The organism is Streptomyces sp. NPDC051940, from assembly GCF_040680895.1.
Classification (GTDB): domain Bacteria; phylum Actinomycetota; class Actinomycetes; order Streptomycetales; family Streptomycetaceae; genus Streptomyces.
The window spans coordinates 1-21087 of the sequence record NZ_JBFAXR010000139.1 but is presented as its reverse complement, the minus strand read 5'-3'; the positions used below and the strand labels follow the sequence as shown (position 1 = coordinate 21087).

The following is a 21087-nucleotide window of genomic DNA, read 5'->3' as shown; positions in this document are numbered from 1 at the left end:
CACCCCCCTCTATTGTCCCCTCTTTCCCAACCCGCCGCTCTTCCGATCGGGTGGCCACCGGCGGGGGGGGGGGCCCAATTTGCGAAACCGGCCGGCGCCGGGCCCGCGGGGCCCCGCCACCGGCCTTCATCCCCGCGGCGTGCGGGTTACAGCGGCAGGACCTCGCGCAGCAGGCCCGAGTGCACGTCGAAGACGAAGCCCCGGACGTCGTCCTTGTGCAGCAGGAACGGGGAGGTGCGGACGCGCTCGATGGACTGGCGGACGTCCTGGTCCAGATCGCGGAAGGCCTCGACGGCCCACGGCGGGCGCTGGCCGACCTCGTTCTCCAGCTCGTAGCGGAAGTCCTCGGTGAGGTCGAGCAGACCGCAGCCGGTGTGGTGGATGAGCACCACGCTGCGGGTGCCCAGCGCGCGCTGGCTGATGGTCAGGGAGCGGATGATGTCGTCGGTGACGACGCCGCCCGCGTTGCGGATGGTGTGGCAGTCGCCGAGCTCCAGACCCAGCGCCTTGTGCAGGTCCAGGCGGGCGTCCATGCAGGCCACGATCGCCACGCGGAGCACGGGTGCGGCGCCCATGCCCGGATCGGTGAACGTCTCGGCGTAGTCCGTGTTCGCCTCGACCAGCCGGTCGATGACACGCGCTCGGGAGGGGTCGGCGGGGGACGCCGGCGGCAGGGGCTCTGCGGCGGATATCGACATACCGACGACGTTAGCGGCGATCGCGCGCCGCGCCACCAGCAGCTTCGTTTCGGCGGGGTAATCTCTGTCTCACTTCCTGGTCGGCTAGGGGGTCGGCTGTTCCGGGAGATGGCCGCCTGTCCGGTTTTCGGCCGTGTCTTCGGTAGGGTGACGGCGCACATGGGAGGCCGCCGTCGCCTGGTCCGGCCGGTGGTGCGTCGACCGAACGAATGAGGGCGCTTTGACCGAGGTACGGCATGTTCCGGTAATGCTCGAACGGTGTCTGGACCTGCTGGCACCGGCGCTCGGCGCACCCGGGGCCGTGGTGGTCGACTGCACACTCGGACTCGGCGGGCACAGCGAGGCGCTGCTGCGCCGCTTCCCCGAGGCCCGTCTCGTCGCCCTGGACCGCGACACGGCCGCCCTGGAGCTCTCCCGGCAGCGGCTCGCCCCTTACGCCGATCGGGCGACCCTCGTGCACGCGGTGTACGACGAGCTGCCCGCCGTACTCGACAGGCTCGGCACGCCGAAGGTGCAGGGTGTGCTGTTCGACCTGGGCGTGTCGTCGATGCAGCTGGACGAGGCCGACCGCGGCTTCGCGTACGCCCAGGACGCGCCGCTCGACATGCGGATGGACCAGACGAAGGGCATGAGCGCCGCCGAGGTCCTGAACACCTATCCGCCGGGCGAGCTGGTGCGGATCCTGCGCGCCTACGGCGAGGAGAAGCAGGCCAAGCGCATCGTCGCGGCGGTGGTGCGCGAGCGGCAGCGGGAACCGTTCAGCCGCAGCGCGCGTCTGGTGGAAGTGATCCGCGACGCGTTGCCGCAGGCGGCCAAGCGCACCGGCGGCAACCCCGCCAAGCGCACCTTCCAGGCGCTGCGCATCGAGGTCAACGGCGAGCTGGAGGTGCTCGAGCGGGCCGTTCCGGCGGCCGTGTCGGCGCTGGCAGTGGGCGGCCGGATCGCCGTGCTGTCCTACCACTCGCTGGAGGACCGACTGGTCAAGACGGTGCTGGCGGCCGGAGCCGCGAGCACCGCCCCGCCGGGGCTGCCGGTGGTGCCCGAGCAGTACCAGCCCCGGCTGAAGCTGCTCACCCGCGGCGCCGAGCTGCCCACGGAGGAGGAGATCGCGCAGAACCGGCGCGCGGCCCCCGCGAGGCTCCGCGGGGCGGAGAGGGTCCGTCCGGAGGTGGATGAGTGAGTTCGCACCCGACGGCGGGATCGCGGGAGCTCCGCGGGATGAGGGAGGGCAGTCGATGAAGCGGGTGTCGCAGAACCGGTTCTCCTGGCTGGTGCCCTCCGGCAGCACCGCCGCCGCGCGCACCCCGTTCGTGCTGCTCGTCGTGGCGCTCCTCGGCGCCGGGCTGATCGCGCTGCTGCTGCTCAACGCGGCCGTCAACCAGGGGGCCTTCGAGCTGGGCGAGGCGAAGAGGGACACCACCTCGCTCACCGAGGAGGAGCAGCGGCTGCAGCGCGAGATCGACGCCTACGCCGCTCCCGACGCGCTCTCCCGCCGGGCCGGCGAGCTGGGCATGGTGCCCGGTGGCGCCCCCGTGTTCCTGCGCCCCGACGGCAAGGCCCTGGGCACGCCCAGCCAGGCTCCCGCCCCGCCCGCGCCGACCACCCCCGCCCCGGACCGGAGCGAGAGCCCCGCATCCGGCACGAGCGGCAGCCCCGCGCCCGGCACCAGCGAGACCCCCGCCCCCGACGCAGGCCAGGAGAGGTGAACCGATGCCCAGGGTCCCCGGCCCGCCCCGGCCGCGCGGCGGCGACGGAGAGCGCCCGCGCGGCGGTGACGGCGCCCGCCCGCGCGGCGGCGACGGAGCGCGCAGAGGCGGCGACGGAGCCCGCCCCCGAGGCGGTGAGGGCGCCCGCCGCCCGGGCCCGGCCCCGGCCCCGCAGCGCCGCCGCGCGTCGGCCCGCCGGCCCGCGCCCCGACCGGCCGCCGCGTCGCTGCGCCTGGCCCGCCCCCGCCCCCGGCTGCGCCTGGTCAGCTTCGGCCTGACCCTGGTGATGCTGGTGTTCACCGTGCGCCTGCTCCAGGTGCAGGCCGTGGACGCCGCCGCGTACGCGGAGAAGGCCAAGGTCAACCGGCTCGTCCCGCTCACCCTCACCGCCGAGCGGGGCAGCATCACCGACCGCGACGGCGTCGAGCTGGCCACCAACGTCGACGCGTACGACATCACCGCCGACCCGTACCTCTTCACCGCGGCCCAGTCCAAGGTCGCCGACGCCCCGCAGCGGGCGGCGCGGCTGCTCGCGCCGGTGCTGGGCAAGGACGAGGCGGTGCTGGCCAAGCAGCTGGCGACGCCCAAGCTGCGGTACGTACGGCTGGCGCGGCTGCAGTCGCCGCAGACCTGGCAGAAGATCAAGGCGATGAAGGCGGAGCTGGCCGCGGACAAGGACACCGAGTCCAACGTCCTGGCCGGTGTCTTCGCCGAGCGCAAGTCCAAGCGCGTCTATCCGAACGGCGATCTGGCCGCCGGGATACTGGGCTTCGTCAACGCCGAGGGCAAGGGCGGCGCGGGCGTCGAGGGGGCGCTGGACGGCGAACTCGCCGGCAAGGACGGCAAGCTCACCTACGCCCAGTCCGCCGGCCGCCGCGTGCCCACCGCCGGCTCGCAGGAGCAGCCCGCCGAACCCGGCTCGGACGTCGAGCTGACCATCGACCGCGACATCCAGTGGTCGGCGCAGAGCGCGATCACCGAGGCCGTGCGCAAGCACCGGGCGCAGCGCGGCTACGTCGTCGTCCAGGACACCCGCACCGGCGAGATCCTCGCCATGGCCAACGCCCCCGGCTACGACCCGAACGACCTCTCCCGCGTCACCTCCGAGCAGCTGCACAACTGGGCGGTCGAGGACGTCTACGAGCCCGGCAGCGTCAACAAGGTCATCTCCATGGCCTCGGTGCTGGAGGAGGGCGTGGCCACGCCGAGCACCCGCGTCGAGGTGCCCAACCGGCTGCCGCGCGCCGACCACGCGTTCGCCGACGACATCGACCACGCGACCTGGTACCTGACGCTCAGCGGCGTCCTCGCCAAGTCCAGCAACATCGGCACGATCCTCGCGGTCGAACAGCTCGGCAAGACCCAGCAGGCCACGAACAAGGTGCTCTACTCCTATCTGCGCAGGTTCGGCCTCGGCCGGCCCACCGGACTCGGCTTCCCCGGCGAGAGCCCCGGCCTGCTCGCCCGGCCGCAGGACTGGAACGCCTCCCAGCAGTACACGATCCCGTTCGGCCAGGGCGTGTCCATCACCGCGCTGCACGCCGCGTCCGTGTACTCGACCATCGCCAACGGCGGCGTACGGATCGAACCCACCCTCGTACGGGGGCAGACCGGCCCGGACGGGCGGTTCGCGGCCGGCCCCGAGCCGAAGCAGCGGCGGGTGGTGTCGGAGAAGACGGCGCGCACCGTGTCGCAGATGCTGGAGTCCGTCGTGGACGACCGGGAGGGCACCGGCGCCAAGGCGGCGATCCCCGGCTACCGCGTCGCCGGCAAGACCGGCACGTCCAACCGGGTCGACCCCCGCACCGGCGGCTACAACGGCTACACCGCGTCCTTCGCGGGCTTCGCGCCGGCGGACAAACCGCGGGTCACCGTCTACTGCGCCGTCCAGGACCCCGACCCCAAGACCGGCTACTTCGGCGGCCAGATCTGCGGTCCCGTCTTCAAGCGGGTGATGGAGTTCGCCCTGAAGACCCTGCAGGTCCCCCCGTCCGGCACCAAGCCCCCGCAGCTGCCCGTGAGCTACGACCCGGCCGCCGGCTCGAACAAGGCGGACGGCGGTTCGAGCGACACCGACGCAAACCAGACAGACGACGAGAACTGACCCACCCAAGGACGAGGCGAGCGGTTTCGGCCCGATGAGCACACCCACACCTGCGGCGAATGCGACGGCCGCGACCCCCGCACCCCCGCAGCCCCCGGCAGGGGGTACGCTCACCGCCGTGCCCCACCCTGATCAGTCCCGCCCCGGAGCCCCCCGCCCCGAGCGCAGCACCCCCACTCCCCTGGGGGAGCTGGCCGAGGCCCTGGGCGTCAGCATCCCCGCCAGTGACGCGGTGGTCACCGGCATCACGCACGACTCGCGGGCGGTCCGCCCCGGCGACATCTACGCGGCCCTGCCCGGCGCCCGCTTCCACGGCGCCGACTTCGCCGCGCAGGCCGCGGACAGCGGCGCCGTGGCGGTCCTCACCGACCCGGCGGGCCAGGGCCGCGCCGCGGCCACCGGGCTGCCGGTACTCGTCGTCGGTGACCCGCGCGGGCGGATGGGCGCCCTGGCCGTCTCGGTCTACGGCCGCCCCGGCGACGGACTGCTCCAGATCGGGATCACCGGCACCTCCGGCAAGACCACCACGGCGTACCTCGTCGAGGGCGGGCTGCAGGCCGCCGCCGAGAAGAACGGCGAGGGCCTGACCGGGCTGATCGGCACCGTGGAGACCCGCGTCGGCGACGAGCGGCTCAAGTCCGAGCGGACCACGCCCGAGGCCACCGACCTGCAGGCGCTGTTCGCGGTGATGCGCGAACGCGGCGTCACCTCCGTGGTGATGGAGGTCTCCAGCCACGCGCTGGTGCTGGGCCGGGTCGACGGCTGCGTCTTCGACGTCGCCGTCTTCAACAACCTCAGCCCCGAGCATCTGGACTTCCACCCGGACATGGAGGACTACTTCCGGGCGAAGGCGCAGCTGTTCACCCCCGAACGGTCCAAGGCCGGCGTCGTCAACCTCGACGACGAGTACGGCCGCCGGCTCGCCGCCGAGTGCCGCGCCGCCGGCTTCCCGGTGACCACGTTCTCCGCCGAGGGCCACCCGGACGCCGACTGGCGCGCCGACGGCGTCGAGGTCGGGCCGCTGGGTTCGGCCTTCACCGTGCTCGGCCCGGCCGGTGTGTCCGTACGCGCCGAGGCCCCGCTGCCCGGCGCCTTCAACGTCTCCAACACCCTCGCCGCGATCACCGCCCTGGTGACCGCCGGCATCGACCCGCAGGCCGCCGCCGCGGGCGTCGCCGCCGTGCCGGGCGTCCCCGGGCGGCTGGAGCGCGTGGACGCGGGCCAGCCGTATCTGGCGGTCGTCGACTACGCCCACAAGCCCGACGCCGTGGACTCCCTGCTGCGCGCCATCCGGCGGGTGACCGAGGGCCGGGTGCACGCCGTCCTCGGCTGCGGCGGCGACCGCGACCCGCACAAGCGCCGCCCGATGGGCGCCTCGCTGGCCCGCCTCGCCGACACGGCGATCCTCACCTCCGACAACCCGCGCTCCGAGGACCCGCTGGCGATCCTCGCCGAGATGCTCGCCGGCGCCTCCGAGGTACCCGCGCACGAGCGTGGCGAGGTCCTGGTGGACCCCGACCGCGCCTCCGCGATCGCCACGGCCGTCTCCCGCGCCCGCGCAGGCGACACCGTCGTCGTCGCGGGCAAGGGCCACGAACAGGGCCAGGACGTCAACGGGGTGGTCCGGCCGTTCGACGACCGGCTGGTGCTGCGTCAAGCCATCGAGGACCAGGCCGCGGGAGGCGACCGGTGATCGCTCTGAGCCTCGGCGAGATCGCCGAGATCACCGGCGGCCGACTCGACGGTGGAGCGGAGCCCTCCGCTCAGGTGACCGGACCCGTCGTGCACGACTCGCGCCAGGTGGTGCCGGGCGCGCTGTTCGCCGCCTTCGCCGGTGAGCGGGTCGACGGGCACGACTTCGCCGCCCAGGTCACCGAGGCGGGGGCCGTCGCCGTGCTGGCCACCCGGCCGGTCGGGGTGCCCGCGCTGGTCGTGGACGACGTGATCGAGGCGCTGTCCGCCCTCGCCCGCGCCGTCGTCGCCCGGCTGGGCGCCACCGTGGTCGCGCTCACCGGGTCCTCCGGCAAGACCTCCACCAAGGACCTCATCGCGCAGGTCCTGCCGCGCCTCGGGCCGACGGTGTACACCCACGGCTCGTTCAACAACGAGATCGGCCTGCCGCTCACCGCGCTCAAGGCCGAGGACAGCACGCGGTACCTGGTGCTGGAGATGGGTGCCCGCGGTATCGGGCACATCCGCGAACTCACCGAGCTGACCCCGCCCCGTATCGGGCTCGTCCTCAACGTGGGCGCCGCCCACGCCGGCGAGTTCGGCGGCCGGGAGAAGACGGCGCAGGCCAAGGGGGAGCTGGTCGAGGCGCTGCCGGCGGCGGACGAGGGCGGCGTCGCCGTGCTCAACGCCGACGATCCGCTCGTACGGGCCATGGCGTCCCGTACCCGCGCCCGCACGGTCTTCTTCGGCGAGTCGCCGGAGGCGGACGTCCGGGCCGCCGACGTACGGCTGACGGACGACGGACGTCCGGCGTTCACGCTGCATACCCCCACGGGGCACGCTGACGTGATCATGAAGCTGTACGGTGAGCACCACGTGTCGAACGCGCTCGCGGCCGCCGCCGTGGCCCACGAACTGGGCCTGCCGGCACCGGAGATCGCAGCGGCCCTCAACGAGGCGGGCCCGATCTCCCGCTGGCGGATGGAGGTCACCGAGCGCGCGGACGGGGTGACCGTCGTCAACGACGCCTACAACGCCAACCCCGACTCCATGCGGGCCGCGCTGCGCGCGCTGGCCGCGATGGGGCGGAGCGCCCAGGAAAAGGGCGGCCGCACCTTCGCGGTGCTCGGGGAGATGGCGGAACTCGGCGACGAGGCGATGGCCGAGCACGACGGGGTGGGCCGGCTCGCAGTCCGGCTCAACGTCAGCAAGCTCGTCGCGGTCGGCGGCCGGGAGGCCGCATGGCTGCGGATGGGCGCATACAACGAAGGTTCGTGGGGTGAAGAGTCGGTGCACGTGTCCGACGCCGAGGCGGCGCTCGAGCTGCTGCGCAGTGAGCTGCGTCCGGGAGACGTCGTGCTTGTGAAGGCATCCAGGTCGGTGGGGCTGGAGAAGGTCGCAGCCGCCCTCCTCGAAGGCGGGGAGGCCGCCCGATGAGACAGATCCTCTTCTCCGGGGCGTTCGGCATGATCTTCTCGCTGATCGGCACCCCGATGCTGATCAAGCTGCTGGCGGCCCGCGGCTACGGCCAGTTCATCCGCGACGACGGTCCGCGCGGGCACCACAGCAAGCGCGGTACGCCCACGATGGGCGGTATCGCGTTCATCATGGCCACGCTCGTCGCGTACGTGCTGACCAAGCTGGTCACCGGCAGCCAGCCGACGTTCTCCGGCGTGCTGGTGCTGTTCCTGATGACCGGCATGGGCCTGGTCGGCTTCCTCGACGACTACATCAAGATCGTCAAGCAGCGCAGCCTCGGCCTGCGGGCCAAGGCCAAGATGCTCGGGCAGCTCATCGTCGGCATCGGCTTCGCCGTGCTCGCGCTGAACTTCAAGGACGCGCGGGGCCTGGCCCCCGCCTCCACCCGGCTCTCCTTCGTCGAGGACTTCGGGATCTCCATCGGCCCGGTCATCTTCGTGATCTGGGCGCTGTTCATGATCCTCGCCATGTCGAACGGCGTGAACCTCACCGACGGCCTCGACGGCCTGGCCACCGGCGCCTCGGTGATGGTCTTCGGCGCGTACGTCTTCATCGGCGTCTGGCAGTACCAGGAGTCCTGCGCCAACGCCGTGGACCTCACCAACCCCAACGCCTGCTTCGACGTCCGCGATCCGCTGGACCTCGCCGTGGTGGCCGCCGCGCTGATGGGCGCGTGCTTCGGCTTCCTGTGGTGGAACACCTCCCCGGCGAAGATCTTCATGGGCGACACCGGTTCGCTCGCCCTCGGCGGCGCGCTCGCGGGCCTGGCGATCCTCTCCCGCACCGAGCTGCTGATCGCCCTGCTGGGCGGCCTGTTCGTGCTGATCACGATGTCCGTGGTCATCCAGGTCGGTTCCTTCAAGGCGACCGGCAAACGGGTGTTCAGAATGGCGCCGCTTCAGCACCACTTCGAGCTCAAGGGCTGGAGTGAGGTGCTGGTGGTGGTCCGGTTCTGGATCATCCAGGGCATGTGCGTGATCGTCGGCCTCGGCATCTTCTACGCCGGTTGGGCGGCCGGGAAGTGACGGGCGCGGTCGGCGCCGAGTTCAAGGGCCGCCGGATCACCGTCGCCGGGCTCGGCGTCAGCGGCGCCAGCGCCGCGCGGGCCCTGGCGGAGCTGGGCGCGCAGGTCACCGTCGTGGACGGCGGGGACGGCGAGCGCCAGCGGGCCGGGGCGGCCGAGCTGGAGGCCCTGGGCATCACGGTGCGGCTCGGCGACGGCGCGACCCTGCCCGAGGGCACCGAGCTGGTCGTCACCTCGCCCGGATGGAAGCCGTCCAGCCCGCTGTTCGCCGCGGCCGCCGAGGCGGGCGTCGAGGTCATCGGCGACGTGGAGGTGGCCTGGCGGCTGCGCGGCCCCGGGGCCGCCGACTGGCTCGCCGTCACCGGCACCAACGGCAAGACCACCACCGTCGGCATGCTCGCCTCGATCCTGCGCGCCGCGGGACTGCGCACGGCGGCCGTCGGCAACATCGGCACGCCGATCATCGACGTGGTCCTCTCCGCCGAGTCGTACGACGTGCTTGCCGTGGAGCTCTCCAGCTACCAGCTGCACTGGGCGCCGTCCCTGCGCGTCCACTCCGGCGCGGTGCTCAACCTCGCGCCCGACCACCTCGACTGGCACGGCTCCATGCAGGCGTACGCCGCCGACAAGGGCCGCATCTACGAGGGCAACCGCGTCGCGTGCGTCTACAACGTCGCCGACCCGGCCACCGAGGACCTCGTCCGCGCGGCGGACGTCGAGGAGGGCTGCCGGGCGGTCGGCTTCACGCTGGGCACGCCGGCGCCCTCGCAGCTGGGCGTGGTGGACGACCTCCTCGTCGACCGGGCGTTCGTCCCGGACCGGCAGAAGAACGCCCAGGAACTCGCCTCCGTCTCGGACGTCGAGCCCCCGGCCCCGCACAACATCTCCAACGCCCTGGCGGCCGCCGCGCTCGCGCGCGCCTACGGCGTCGAGCCCGCGGCCGTCCGCGAGGGCCTGCGCGCCTTCCGCCCGGACCCGCACCGCATCGAGTACATCGCGACCGTGGACGGCGTGGCGTACATCGACGACTCCAAGGCCACCAACACCCACGCCGCCGAGGCGTCCCTGGCGGCGTACCCGGACATCGTGTGGATCGCCGGCGGGCTGGCGAAGGGCGCCACCTTCGACGAGCTGGTCGCGGGCGCCGCGCCCCGGCTGCGCGGCGTCGTCCTGATCGGCGCGGACCGCGCGCTGATCGCCGGCGCGCTGGCGCGGCACGCCTCGTCGGTGCCCGTGGTGGACCTGGAGCGCACGGACTCCGGCGCCATGGCGGCGGCCGTCGCCGCGGCCCGGGAACTCGCCTCGGACGGCGCGACGGTGCTGCTGGCGCCGGCGTGCGCGTCGATGGACATGTTCGCCAACTACAACGCGCGCGGCGACGCGTTCGCGTCGGCGGTCCACGCCCTGTGACGGCCGGGGCCGCCGGCCCCGGTCAGTCCTTGCCCGCCGCCTGCCAGGTCATGCCCCAGCCGTACGCCTCGTCGACGGCCTGCTGGTTGAACTTGCCGGGCGGCACCAGGATGTAGCGGGCCTCGCGGCGTACGACCAGCTCGCCGTTCACGTTCTCGATCAGGGCGATCGCGGCCACGGGTGAGGGGACGGTGCACTCGTCGAGGCGCACCTCGATGGGCGGGCCGGCCTGCGGGTACAGGGTGGCGACGCCGTCCAGGCCCGCGAAGCTGGACGCGCCCTGGTAGATGTTGACGAAGACCAGCACGCGCTTGATCTCGGCTGCGTGGTCGAGGTTGACCGTCAGGTTCTCCCCGGCCTCGCTGCCGCCCGTCCGGTCGTCCCCGTCCAGCCGCACCCAGGGCGCCTGGTCGTACGCGCCGTACTGGTTGTTGATCGGGTGGATGATGCCCTTCGCGCCGTTCTGCAGCTCCCACAGGCAGGACAGGTCCAGGTCGAGGTCCTCCAGCCGGACGGCGTTCTTGCCCTTGCCGAGCCAGCCGCGCGGCGCCTTGGCGGCGCTCCAGGTGAGGTTGACCCGCAACGCGCCGGTGGCCCCGCCCTGTTTGGTGAGGGAGACCGTGGGGGCCGCCTTGGTCAGCGTGATCTTCGACAGCGAGACCTGCGGGGCGGGTTGGTGCACGGGCGCGGGCGGCGGAGCCGGCTGCTGCGGTACGGGCGCGGGGGGAGCGGGCTGCTGCGGTACGGGCGCGGGGGGAGCGGGCGCCGGGGCGGGCGCGGGTTCGTCCACGCTGATGCCGTAGTCCGTGGCGAGTCCGGCCAGCCCCGTCGCGTAACCCTGGCCGACCGCGCGGAACTTCCACGTGCCGTTGCGCCGGTAGAACTCACCCAGCACGAACGCGGTCTCCGACGTCGCGTCCGCGCTGTCGTACCGCGCCACCTCGGCGCCGCTCGCGGCATCCAGCACCCGGACGTACAGGCCGCGCAGCTGCGCGAACGTCCCGCCGTCGGCCGAGGCCGCCAGCACCACGGTCGTCACCGCCGGCTCCACCGACGCCAGATCCACCGCGAGCGCGTCGCGCACCTGCGCGGCGTCGCGCTGCTTGCCCTCGTACCGGACCGCACCACCGGGGTGCGAGGGCTGGTTGTAGAACACGAAGTCGTCGTCCGAGCGGACCTTGCCCGCATCCGTCAGCAGCAGCGCCGAGGCGTCCGCGTCGGGAGTCCCCGGTCCGTCCTGCCAGCCCAGCTCCACCCGCACCCGGGCGGCCGGCACCGGAACATTGGCGCCCTTCTTCATCAGCATTGCGTGCATCCCCCTTGCCGCGAGCGCCCGGTGCACCCCGGGCGCACCCGAGACTAGGGGTACAACGCGCCTGGTTCCAAGACACCGTCGGCGCCCGCGGGGAGCGGCGTGCCCCGCCGCGGGATCACAAGTGCAGGCTCTAGCCTGGGCTGCGCGCCTGCGGGCGCGTACCGACCAGGAGGGGAGACACCATGCCACGGGGCCACGTGCCGGGGCGGGTCCGCGGGTCCGCGGCCGTACCGCGTCCGGCCGCGAAGGCGGCACCGCCCGGGGGGCCGAAGGGGCGCCCCGCGCCACCGCCGCGCCCAGCCGCCCGCCGGGTGCCCGCACCCGTGCTGCACGTACAACGCCTCGTCGCGCAGGCGCGCCGCGCCTGGGACCGGCCCCTCACGGCGTACTACCTGCTCCTCGGCGGCAGTCTGCTGGTCACCGGGCTGGGCCTGGTGATGGTGTTCTCCGCGTCACAGATCCAGGCACTTCGGTACGAACTGCCCTCCACGTACTACTTCCGCAAGCAGTTCACCGCGGCCGTCCTCGGCACGATCCTGCTGCTGCTCGCCTCCCGGATGCCGATCAAACTGCACCGGGCGCTGGCGTACCCGCTGCTCGCGGGCTCCGTCTTCCTGATGGCCCTGGTGCAGGTGCCGGGAATAGGGCATTCCGTGAACGGCAACACCAACTGGCTCTCCCTGGGCGGCCCGTTCCAGCTGCAGCCCAGCGAGTTCGGCAAGCTCGCCCTCGTGCTGTGGGGCGCCGATCTGCTTGCCCGTAAACACGACAAGAAGCTCCTCACCCAGTGGAAGCACATGCTGATCCCACTGGTGCCCGCCGCGCTGCTGCTCCTCGGACTCATCATGCTCGGCGGCGACATGGGTACGGCCATCGTGCTGGCCGCGATCCTCTTCGGCCTGCTGTGGGTGGCCGGCGCGCCGACCCGGCTGTTCGCCATGGTCATGGGCATCGGAGCGGTCATGGCGCTGATGCTGGTCAGGACCAGCCCGCACCGGATGGACCGGCTCAGCTGCATCGGCGCCACCGATCCGGGCCCGAACGACATCTGCTGGCAGGGCCTGCACGGCATCTACGCGCTGGCGTCCGGCGGCTGGTTCGGGTCCGGACTCGGGGCGAGTGTGGAAAAATGGGGCGAACTCCCGGAACCGCACACCGACTTCATCTTCGCCGTGACCGGGGAGGAACTCGGCCTGGCGGGGACGCTGTCGGTGCTCGCCCTCTTCGCGGCTCTAGGCTATGCGGGTATCCGCGTGGCCGGACGCACGGAGGACACCTTCGTACGGTTCGCCGCGGGGGGCGTGACCACCTGGATCACGGCTCAGGTCGTGGTCAACATCGGTGCGGTGCTGGGCCTGCTGCCCATCGCCGGCGTCCCCCTGCCGCTGTTCTCGTACGGGGGGTCGGCCCTGCTGCCGACCATGTTCGCGATTGGTCTGCTGATCGCATTTGCCCGCAACGACCCCGCGGCGCGTGCGGCACTGGCCATGCGGCAGCCTGTAGTGAGAAAAAAGCTTGCGGGGATCGGACGTAAGTCGACGCGACGGCGGGGCTGACCGGGCCCGGCCGTCCAAGAGAGCGGTGGAATTCGGTGCATGTCGTACTCGCCGGCGGTGGGACCGCCGGTCATATCGAGCCGGCGTTGGCCCTCGCGGACGCGCTGCGGAGGCACGATCCGACGATCGGCATCACCGCACTGGGCACGGAACGCGGACTCGAGACCCGCCTCGTCCCCGAGCGGGGCTACGAACTCGCCCTGATCCCGGCGGTGCCGCTGCCGCGCAAGCCCTCGGCGGACCTGATCACGCTGCCCAGCAGGCTGCGCGGCACCATCAAGGCCACCGAGCGGATCATGGACGAGCGCAAGGCCGACTGCCTGATCGGCTTCGGCGGTTACGTCGCACTGCCCGGCTACTTCGCCGCCCGCAGCCTCGGCGTACCCATCGTGGTGCACGAGGCCAACGCCCGCCCGGGTCTGGCCAACAAGATCGGCTCGCGCTTCACCAGGCACGTCGCCGTCTCCACGCCCGACAGCCAGCTGCGCAACTCCCGCTACGTCGGCATCCCGCTGCGCCGCTCCATCGCCACCCTCGACCGGGGCATGATGCGCGGCGAGGCGTGCCACTGGTTCGGCCTCAACCCCAGCCTGCCGACGCTGCTGGTGACCGGCGGCTCGCAGGGCGCGCGACGGCTCAACGAGGTCGTCCAGAACGTCGCCCCCTACCTGCAGCGCGCCGGCGTGCAGATCCTGCACGTCGTCGGCCCCAGGAACGAACTGCCGCAGGTGGACAACATGCCGGGAATGCCGCCCTATATCCCGGTACCGTATGTGGACCGGATGGACCTCGCGTACGCCGCGGCCGACATGATGCTCTGCCGCGCGGGCGCGATGACCGTCGCCGAGCTCTCCGCCGTCGGACTGCCGGCCGCGTACGTCCCGCTGCCCATCGGCAACGGCGAACAGCGGCTGAACGCCCAGCCGGTGGTGAAGGCCGGCGGCGGCCTGCTGGTCGACGACGCCGAGCTCACCCCGGAGTGGGTGCGCGAGCACGTCCTTCCGGTGCTCGGCAACCGCCAGCGGCTGCACGACATGTCGCGGGCCGCCGCCGAGTTCGGCCGGCGGGACGCGGACGAGCTGCTGGTCGGCATGGTGTACGAGGCAATCGCTGCCCGACGGGCGGCGTAGAGGGGCCCGAAGGGCGGCATAGGGGCGGTCCGCGGGGCGGCGCAGGGCCGCCCGGGAGGGCCGCGCGAGGACGGAGTGACGGGGACCGTGGGCAGTGCAGCCGGACCGGCGACCGCGAAGAAGGCCGACGACGCGGGCGGCGGCGAGCGCGAACGGCGCCGCCCGTCCGCCGGCCGTCCCGGCCTCCAGGGGCGCCGCCCGTCCTGGCGGCGTCCCGAACCGCGGCTGGTCCTGGCCGGCCTGCTGCTGCTCGCCGTCCTGGGCGGGTTCGGCGTCTGGGTGGTGTACGGATCGCCGTGGCTGCGCGTGGAACGGGCCAGGGCGTCCGGCACCGACGTACTGACCGCCGAGCAGGTGCTGGACGCGGCCGACGTACCGCTCGGCGGTCCGCTGATGTCCGTGGACACCGGGGCCGTCGAGGCCCGGCTGAAGAAGCGGCTGCTGCGTATCGACGACGTCACCGTCTCCCGGGACTGGCCGCACGGCATCAGCATCTCCGTGACGGAGCGCGTACCCGCGGTGCTGATGAAGGAGAAGGGCCGCTACGTCGAAGTGGACGCCGGCGGCGTGCGTTTCGCCACGGTGTCCAACGCGCCGGCCGGCGTGCCCGTCCTGCATCTCGACGTGGCGGACTCGCCCAGTCTGTCCCGTTTCGGCGTGGACCGGCTGCGGCGTGAGGCGGTGACCGTGGCCGGAGATCTGCCGCCTGCCGTGCACCGTGAGACGCGGGCCATCAAGGTCAGTTCATATGACTCCATCACGCTGGAGCTGCGCGACGGGCGCACCGTGCTGTGGGGGAGTTCGGAGCGCGGCGGGGCCAAGGCGCGGGTGCTGACGGCGCTGCTCAAGGCGGCGAAGGACGCGGACCACTTCGACGTCAGCGCGCCCACGGCCCCGGCGGTGTCGTGAAGTTGCCACCCTGGCGCGGGGTGCGGATCGCGCCCCTCGCGCACCCGGGGGCGCGCTTCTCCCGCCAAGCCCTTTAAGCTTGTTGACGCCCATATGCGCAGGCCAGCCACCCCGGACCCGGCCGACTCGCCTGATCACATAGGGTGAAAGGAAAAACGGGAGGTTCGGCGTGTTCGTTGAACGCGCAGCGCTTGTCGACTTAGTGTCTCGTTCCAAGAGTCCAGGAACTAGACGCGCTGTTAACCCTAAACTTCACGCTTAGGGTTCGGGTCGGCGATCGGACCATCCAAACGGCAACGTAACTCGAGGCGAGAGGCCTTCGACGTGGCAGCACCGCAGAACTACCTCGCAGTCATCAAAGTCGTCGGCATTGGCGGCGGCGGCGTCAACGCCATCAACAGGATGATCGAGGTCGGTCTCAAGGGCGTCGAGTTCATCGCGATCAACACCGATGCGCAGGCGCTCCTGATGAGCGATGCCGATGTCAAACTCGACGTCGGCCGCGAACTGACCAGGGGTCTCGGCGCCGGCGCCAACCCCGATGTCGGCCGCAAGGCGGCCGAGGACCACCGCGAGGAGATCGAGGAGGTCCTCAAGGGGGCCGACATGGTCTTCGTCACCGCCGGCGAGGGCGGCGGCACGGGCACCGGCGGCGCGCCGGTGGTCGCCAACATCGCCCGCTCGCTGGGCGCGCTGACCATCGGCGTGGTCACCCGGCCCTTCACCTTCGAGGGGCGGCGCCGGGCGAACCAGGCCGAGGATGGCATCGCGGCCCTGCGCGAAGAGGTCGACACGCTCATCGTCATTCCGAATGACCGACTTCTGTCGATCTCTGATCGCCAGGTGAGCGTTCTGGACGCATTCCGCTCGGCGGACCAGGTACTGCTCTCCGGTGTCCAGGGCATCACGGACCTGATCACCACCCCCGGCCTCATCAACCTCGACTTCGCGGACGTGAAGTCCGTCATGTCCGAGGCCGGTTCCGCGCTCATGGGCATCGGCTCGGCGCGCGGCGACGACCGCGCGGTCGCGGCGGCGGAGATGGCGATCTCCTCCCCGCTCCTCGAGGCGTCCATCGACGGCGCCCGGGGTGTCCTGCTCTCCATCTCCGGCGGCTCCGACCTCGGTCTCTTCGAGATCAACGAGGCGGCGCAGCTGGTGTCGGAGGCGGCGCACCCCGAGGCGAACATCATCTTCGGCGCGGTCATCGACGACGCGCTCGGCGACGAGGTCCGTGTGACGGTCATCGCGGCGGGCTTCGACGGCGGTCAGCCGCCGTCGAAGAACCGGGACAAGGTCCTCGGCTCGTACGGCTCCCGCGAGGAGGCCGCGCCGGCCGCCTCGTCGTCCACGCTGGGCGGTGGCCGCCCGGCCGCGGAGGAGCGCCCGTCGTCGCTGGGCGGTTACTCCTCGCCGCGCGAGGAGGAGCCGGTGGCTCCGTCGGTCCCGCAGGTCGCTCCGATGCCGGCGTCGGAGCTTCCGTCGACTCCGTCGGTGCCCTCGGCGCGGCCGTACCAGGAGAGTGCGGCGGAGGAGCTGGACGTCCCCGACTTCCTGAAGTAACCGAGGCGGCGCCCTCACCCGGCGCCGCCCTCGGGCCCCCCGCCCCCGGCCTGCGGCCGCGCTGGCGCGCTCGTCCTCAAACGCCGGACGGGCTGTGTTCGGCCCCGCGCGGTCTTGCCTGGTGACCGCAGTCGGCGCTGCGCGCCTCGTCCTCAAACGCCGGACGGGCTTCATGTCGCGTTGCGTCGGCTGTCGCGCATCCGGCCTTCGGCCGGTGTCCTCAATCGCCGGACGGGCTGGGTGTGAGCCCTGCGCTGTGTTGCCTGGTGACCGCGGTCGGCGCTGCGCGCCTCGTCCTCAAACGCCGGACGGGCTTCGTGTGGCGTTTGCGTCGGCTGTCGCGCATCCGGCCTGCGGCCGGAGTCCTCAGACGCCGGACGGGCTGGGGTTGGCCCCGTGCCGTGTTGCCTGATGGCTGTCGGCGTGCGGGTTGGGGGCCTTCGCGCTTTCGTCGGGAGGGGTAGGGGCGTGAGCCCAGCCCGTCCGGCGTTTGAGGACGAGGCGCGCAGCGCCGATGAGGTGGTGCCGGGCATCGCGGTGGAGGGACACGGGGGCTAGGCGACGCCTGGACGTACGCCGCCGCGCGCCGGGAGGCTTAGCCTGGCGGATGAAGATCCGCACCGTAGAGACCGATGGGCCACGCAGTGATAAACGCACACTTCGCGTTCACCGACCGCTGGGGCGGCATCAGCCCCCCGCCGTACGGCGAACTGAACCTCGGCGGAGCCGTCGGCGACGACCCCGCGAGCGTGACCGAGAACCGCCGGCGCGCGGCGCAGAACCTCGGGATCGACCCGACGCGGGTCGTCTGGATGAACCAGGTGCACGGACGCGACGTAGCCGTCGTGGACGGCCCGTGGGGCGACACCCCACCCCCCGCCGTGGACGCCGTCGTGACGAGACAACGAGACCTGGCCCTGGCGGTCCTGACCGCCGACTGCACGCCCGTACTGCTCGCCGACGAACACGCCGGCGTCATCGGCGCCGCCCACGCCGGCCGCCCCGGCCTGCTGAAGGGCGTCGTCCCCGCCACGGTCGAGGCGATGCGAGAGCTGGGCGCGGACCCGAGCCGCATCACCGCGAAGCTCGGCCCCGCCGTCTGCGGAAGCTGCTACGAGGTGCCGGAGGCGATGCGCGCCGAGGCCGCGGAGACCGTGTCCGAGACATTCGCCACCACGAGTTGGGGAACTCCGGCGATCGACATCGGCGCGGGAGTACGAGCGCAGCTCGAGGCCCTGGGTGTGGCGAGGATCACAGGTTCGCCCGTCTGCACGCTGGAGTCCGCGGACCACTTCTCGTACCGCCGGGAGCAGACGACGGGCCGGCTCGCGAGCTACGTCTGGACGGAGTCCCGGTGACGGAGAAGCGGAAGGACGAACTGGCCGCGAATCTCCGAGCCGTGGAGGAGCGCATCGCGGCGGCCTGCGCCGCCGCCGGCCGCCCCCGCGAGGACGTGACGCTCGTCGTGGTCACCAAGACGTACCCCGCAAGCGACGTCCGCCTGCTCGCCGAACTCGGCGTGCGGCACGTGGCGGAGAACCGCGACCAGGAGGCGGCGGACAAGGCCGCCGAGACCGCGGATCTCGATCTGACCTGGCACTTCGTGGGCCAGCTGCAGACGAACAAGGCGCGCTCGGTGGCGGCGTACGCCGACGTGGTGCAGTCCGTGGACCGGCTGCGGCTGGTGGACGCGCTGTCCGCCGCCGCGGTGCGGGAGGGACGCACGCTCGGCTGTCTGCTGCAGGTGGCGCTCGATGCCGGTGAGGAGCACGCGCGGGGGCGGGGTGGCGTGGCTCCCGAAGAAGTGGGGGAGTTGGCGGACGCGGTGGCGAATGCCGACGGGCTCCGGCTGGACGGTCTGATGACCGTCGCACCGCTGGCGGGGCATTATGCAGGACGCCAACGCGCCGCGTTCGGGCGGCTGATGGAAATCTCGGCAAGGCTGCGCGCGACGCATCCGGCTGCGAACATGGTCTCGGCAGGAATGAGCTCGGACCTCGAGGAAGCCGTGGCCGCCGGAGCGACACATGTACGCGTCGGCACTGCGGTACTCGGCGTCCGGCCCAAGCTCCGGTAACGTCGCGAAGCAAGTCGGACCACAGCAGAAAATATGGTCAATCCGGTCAATACCGGACAGTGCGGACAGGGCGAGAAGGCCGGAGTGGATCGAGTGCACTGGCGGCAGTACACGCGACGGGGCGGATCCACCACAGAGCGGAGGACGTAGAGCATGGCCGGCGCAATGCGCAAGATGGCGGTCTACCTCGGCCTCGTGGAGGACGATGGTTATGACGGCCCGGGTTTCGACCCTGATGACGAGTTCGAGCCCGAGCCCGAGCCGGAGCGCCCCCGGCGGCAGCATCAGCAGCCCGCCGTGGCGGACGAACCGGTACGAGTGGCGCATCCCCCGGCACAGCGGGAGCGTCCGCCAGTAATTTCGGATAGCCCCCGTGTCGGGAGCATCCTGCCCGAAGGTGGACGCAACGGACGCATTGCTCCCGTGTCTTCCATCACACCCGAACGTCAGAGCCTGGAGAAGAGCGCCCCCGTGATCATGCCCAAGGTCGTCTCCGAGCGGGAGCCCTACCGGATCACCACACTCCACCCCCGGACCTACAACGAAGCCCGTACCATCGGGGAACACTTCCGCGAGGGCACGCCGGTGATCATGAATCTGACGGAGATGGACGATACGGATGCGAAGCGACTTGTCGACTTCGCGGCCGGTCTGGTCTTCGGCCTGCACGGGAGCATTGAGCGGGTGACTCAGAAGGTTTTCCTGTTGTCTCCTGCTAACGTCGATGTAACGGCGGAGGACAAGGCCCGCATCGCAGAGGGCGGGTTCTTCAACCAAAGCTGAACGACAGACGCAACACTGGGATCCAAGGCGGCCGCCCGGCCGGACATGCAGGGGAGAGGGATAAGGCGAGATGGACATCGTGCTACAGGTGGTCCTGATTGCTCTGTACTGCTTCCTCGGCGTGTTGATCTTCCGGCTGGTCATGGACTACGTGTTCATGTTCGCCCGCTCATGGCAGCCAGGTAAGGCCATGGTGGTGTTGCTGGAGGGCACCTACACGGTCACCGATCCGCCACTCAAGCTTCTGCGGCGGTTCATTCCGCCGCTACGTCTGGGGGGCGTGGCGCTAGACCTGTCCTTCTTCGTACTGATGATCATCGTCTACATCCTGATCAACGTCGTGATCGGGTTCCTGTAGGGGATGAGGTCTGCCGAAATGCCGATGACTGAGGTGAAGAGATGCCGTTGACCCCCGAGGACGTGCGGAACAAGCAGTTCACGACCGTCCGCCTGCGCGAAGGCTATGACGAGGACGAGGTCGATGCCTTCCTCGACGAGGTCGAGGCGGAGCTGACGCGCCTGCTCCGTGAGAACGAGGACCTGCGCGCCAAGCTCGCCGCGGCGACCCGTGCCGCCGCCCAGAACCAGGGCATGCGCAAGCCGGACCCGCAGGACCAGCACCCCGGCCAGCGTGGTCCCGTGCCCGCCGCCATATCGGGCCCGCAGCCGGTGCCGCCGCAGCAGATGGGCCCGCCCCAGCTGCCTGGCGCACCCCAGCTGCCCCCGGGCCCGGGCGCCCACGGCCCCGGTCCCATGCAGGGTCCCGGCCCCATGGGCCCCGGCCCGATGCAGGGTCCCGGTCCGATGCAGGGCCCCGGTCCCATGCAGGGTCCCGGTCCGATGCAGGGCCCCGGTGGCCCCGGCCCGCACATGCCCGCGCCCGTCGGCGGCGACTCCGCCGCGCGCGTGCTGTCGCTGGCCCAGCAGACCGCCGACCAGGCGATCGCCGAGGCCCGCGCCGAGGCCAACAAGATCGTGGGCGAGGCCCGCTCGCGCGCCGAGGGCCTCGAGCGTGACGCCCGCGCCAAGGCCGACGCGCTGGAGCGGGACGCGCAGGAGAAGCACCGCGTCGCGATGGGCTCCCTGGAGTCCGCCCGCGCCACGCTGGAGCGCAAGGTCGAGGACCTGCGCGGCTTCGAGCGCGAGTACCGCACGCGGCTGAAGTCGTACCTCGAGTCGCAGCTGCGCCAGCTCGAGTCGCAGTCCGACGACTCCCTGGCCCCGCCGCGCCAGCCCGCCGCGGCGTCGCTGCCGCCGGCTCCGGCCCCGGCCCCGGCGCCCTCGATGGCCCCCGCGGGTGCGGCGGCCATGGGCTCCGGCCACGGCATGGGCCAGCCGCCCATGGGCGGTGCCCCGGGTCGCGGTCCGGCTCCGTCGTACGGCGGTCAGCAGCAGATGTCGCCGGCGATGACGCAGCCGATGGCTCCGGTGCGGCCGCAGCCCGGCCCCATGCAGCAGCCGCCGTCGCCGATGAGGGGTTTCCTCATCGACGAGGACGACAACTGAGGCGTGCGACACCTCTGACGCTTCGCGTCGGCTGATTCGGCAGTGGCCGGGTCTCGCGGGACACCGCCTGGGACGGCGTCACCCGCGCCACCCACCACACCGGCCCCTCCGGCTTCGGCGGGCTCGGCTTCGGGCTGAAGTGGAACATGGGCTGGA

The 21087-nt window shown here is 72.1% G+C and carries 18 protein-coding genes and 1 CRISPR repeat array; of the genes, 16 read left to right on the top strand and 2 right to left on the bottom strand.

The features are described from left to right. Window positions 1-146: 146 nt before the first annotated feature. Window positions 147-698, bottom strand: coding sequence for a carbonic anhydrase (locus AB0M28_RS34305; protein ID WP_365413637.1), 552 nt, complete (start codon window positions 696-698; stop codon window positions 147-149). A 220-nt stretch (window positions 699-918) separates the two neighbouring features. Here AB0M28_RS34305 and rsmH point away from each other — a divergent pair, with 220 nt between their 5' ends. Genes rsmH through murD form a run of 7 tightly spaced genes read left to right on the top strand, consistent with a single transcriptional unit; the run spans window position 919 to window position 10092 of the window. Beyond that, the gene (rsmH, locus tag AB0M28_RS34300; RefSeq protein ID WP_365413635.1) at window positions 919-1878 is read left to right on the top strand and encodes a 16S rRNA (cytosine(1402)-N(4))-methyltransferase RsmH; all 960 of its coding nucleotides are present in this window, start codon (window positions 919-921) and stop codon (window positions 1876-1878) included. A gap of 55 nt (window positions 1879-1933) precedes the next feature. Further along, window positions 1934-2404, top strand: a complete 471-nt coding sequence (locus tag AB0M28_RS34295; RefSeq protein ID WP_365413633.1) for a hypothetical protein — start codon at window positions 1934-1936, stop codon at window positions 2402-2404. 4 nt (window positions 2405-2408) lie between these two features. Continuing rightward, the gene (locus tag AB0M28_RS34290) at window positions 2409-4508 is read left to right on the top strand and encodes a penicillin-binding protein 2 (protein WP_365413631.1); all 2100 of its coding nucleotides are present in this window, start codon (window positions 2409-2411) and stop codon (window positions 4506-4508) included. A 34-nt stretch (window positions 4509-4542) separates the two neighbouring features. After that, window positions 4543-6201, top strand: a complete 1659-nt coding sequence (locus AB0M28_RS34285) for a UDP-N-acetylmuramoyl-L-alanyl-D-glutamate--2,6-diaminopimelate ligase (protein ID WP_365413629.1) — start codon at window positions 4543-4545, stop codon at window positions 6199-6201. Next, complete coding sequence (gene murF, locus AB0M28_RS34280) at window positions 6198-7616, top strand: UDP-N-acetylmuramoyl-tripeptide--D-alanyl-D-alanine ligase (protein ID WP_365413627.1); 1419 nt, start codon at window positions 6198-6200, stop codon at window positions 7614-7616. Before AB0M28_RS34285 ends, murF begins: the two co-directional genes overlap by 4 nt. Further along, on the top strand, window positions 7613-8683 hold the full coding sequence (gene mraY / locus AB0M28_RS34275; RefSeq protein ID WP_365413625.1) for a phospho-N-acetylmuramoyl-pentapeptide-transferase: 1071 nt from the start codon (window positions 7613-7615) through the stop codon (window positions 8681-8683). The genes murF and mraY overlap by 4 nt, the downstream gene beginning before the upstream one ends. After that, window positions 8680-10092 (top strand): UDP-N-acetylmuramoyl-L-alanine--D-glutamate ligase, encoded by a 1413-nt coding sequence (gene murD / locus AB0M28_RS34270; protein ID WP_365413623.1) that lies wholly within the window; start codon window positions 8680-8682, stop codon window positions 10090-10092. Before mraY ends, murD begins: the two co-directional genes overlap by 4 nt. 22 nt (window positions 10093-10114) lie before the next feature. Here murD and AB0M28_RS34265 read toward each other — a convergent pair whose 3' ends face one another. After that, window positions 10115-11398, bottom strand: a complete 1284-nt coding sequence (locus AB0M28_RS34265) for a TerD family protein (RefSeq protein WP_365413621.1) — start codon at window positions 11396-11398, stop codon at window positions 10115-10117. Window positions 11399-11589: 191 nt separating this feature from the next. Between AB0M28_RS34265 and ftsW the strand changes: the two genes are divergently transcribed. The 9 genes from ftsW (at window position 11590) to AB0M28_RS34220 (ending at window position 20931) form a co-directional block, all read left to right on the top strand. Further along, window positions 11590-12963 (top strand): putative lipid II flippase FtsW, encoded by a 1374-nt coding sequence (ftsW, locus tag AB0M28_RS34260; protein ID WP_365413619.1) that lies wholly within the window; start codon window positions 11590-11592, stop codon window positions 12961-12963. A 35-nt stretch (window positions 12964-12998) separates the two neighbouring features. Further along, window positions 12999-14093, top strand: coding sequence for an undecaprenyldiphospho-muramoylpentapeptide beta-N-acetylglucosaminyltransferase (gene murG / locus AB0M28_RS34255; RefSeq protein ID WP_365413617.1), 1095 nt, complete (start codon window positions 12999-13001; stop codon window positions 14091-14093). 87 nt (window positions 14094-14180) lie between these two features. Further along, a complete protein-coding gene (locus AB0M28_RS34250) occupies window positions 14181-15002 on the top strand; it encodes an FtsQ-type POTRA domain-containing protein (protein WP_365413615.1) in 822 nt (273 codons plus the stop codon). 324 nt (window positions 15003-15326) lie between these two features. After that, window positions 15327-16565, top strand: a complete 1239-nt coding sequence (gene ftsZ / locus AB0M28_RS34245; RefSeq protein ID WP_365413613.1) for a cell division protein FtsZ — start codon at window positions 15327-15329, stop codon at window positions 16563-16565. 68 nt (window positions 16566-16633) lie between these two features. Then, a CRISPR array of direct repeats spans window positions 16634-16949; the repeat unit is 22 nt; unit sequence GTCCTCAAACGCCGGACGGGCT. Window positions 16950-17197: 248 nt separating this feature from the next. Beyond that, a complete protein-coding gene (pgeF, locus tag AB0M28_RS34240; RefSeq protein WP_365413611.1) occupies window positions 17198-17923 on the top strand; it encodes a peptidoglycan editing factor PgeF in 726 nt (241 codons plus the stop codon). After that, window positions 17920-18642, top strand: a complete 723-nt coding sequence (locus AB0M28_RS34235; RefSeq protein WP_365413609.1) for a YggS family pyridoxal phosphate-dependent enzyme — start codon at window positions 17920-17922, stop codon at window positions 18640-18642. Before pgeF ends, AB0M28_RS34235 begins: the two co-directional genes overlap by 4 nt. A 153-nt stretch (window positions 18643-18795) precedes the next feature. Beyond that, window positions 18796-19425, top strand: a complete 630-nt coding sequence (gene sepF, locus AB0M28_RS34230) for a cell division protein SepF (RefSeq protein ID WP_365413607.1) — start codon at window positions 18796-18798, stop codon at window positions 19423-19425. Between the two features lie 70 nt (window positions 19426-19495). Next, window positions 19496-19783, top strand: a complete 288-nt coding sequence (locus AB0M28_RS34225; protein WP_365413605.1) for a YggT family protein — start codon at window positions 19496-19498, stop codon at window positions 19781-19783. Between the two features lie 41 nt (window positions 19784-19824). Next, window positions 19825-20931 carry a DivIVA domain-containing protein gene (locus AB0M28_RS34220; RefSeq protein ID WP_365413603.1) on the top strand — a complete coding sequence of 369 codons (1107 nt, stop codon included), beginning with the start codon at window positions 19825-19827 and terminating at the stop codon, window positions 20929-20931. Window positions 20932-21087: the final 156 nt, after the last annotated feature.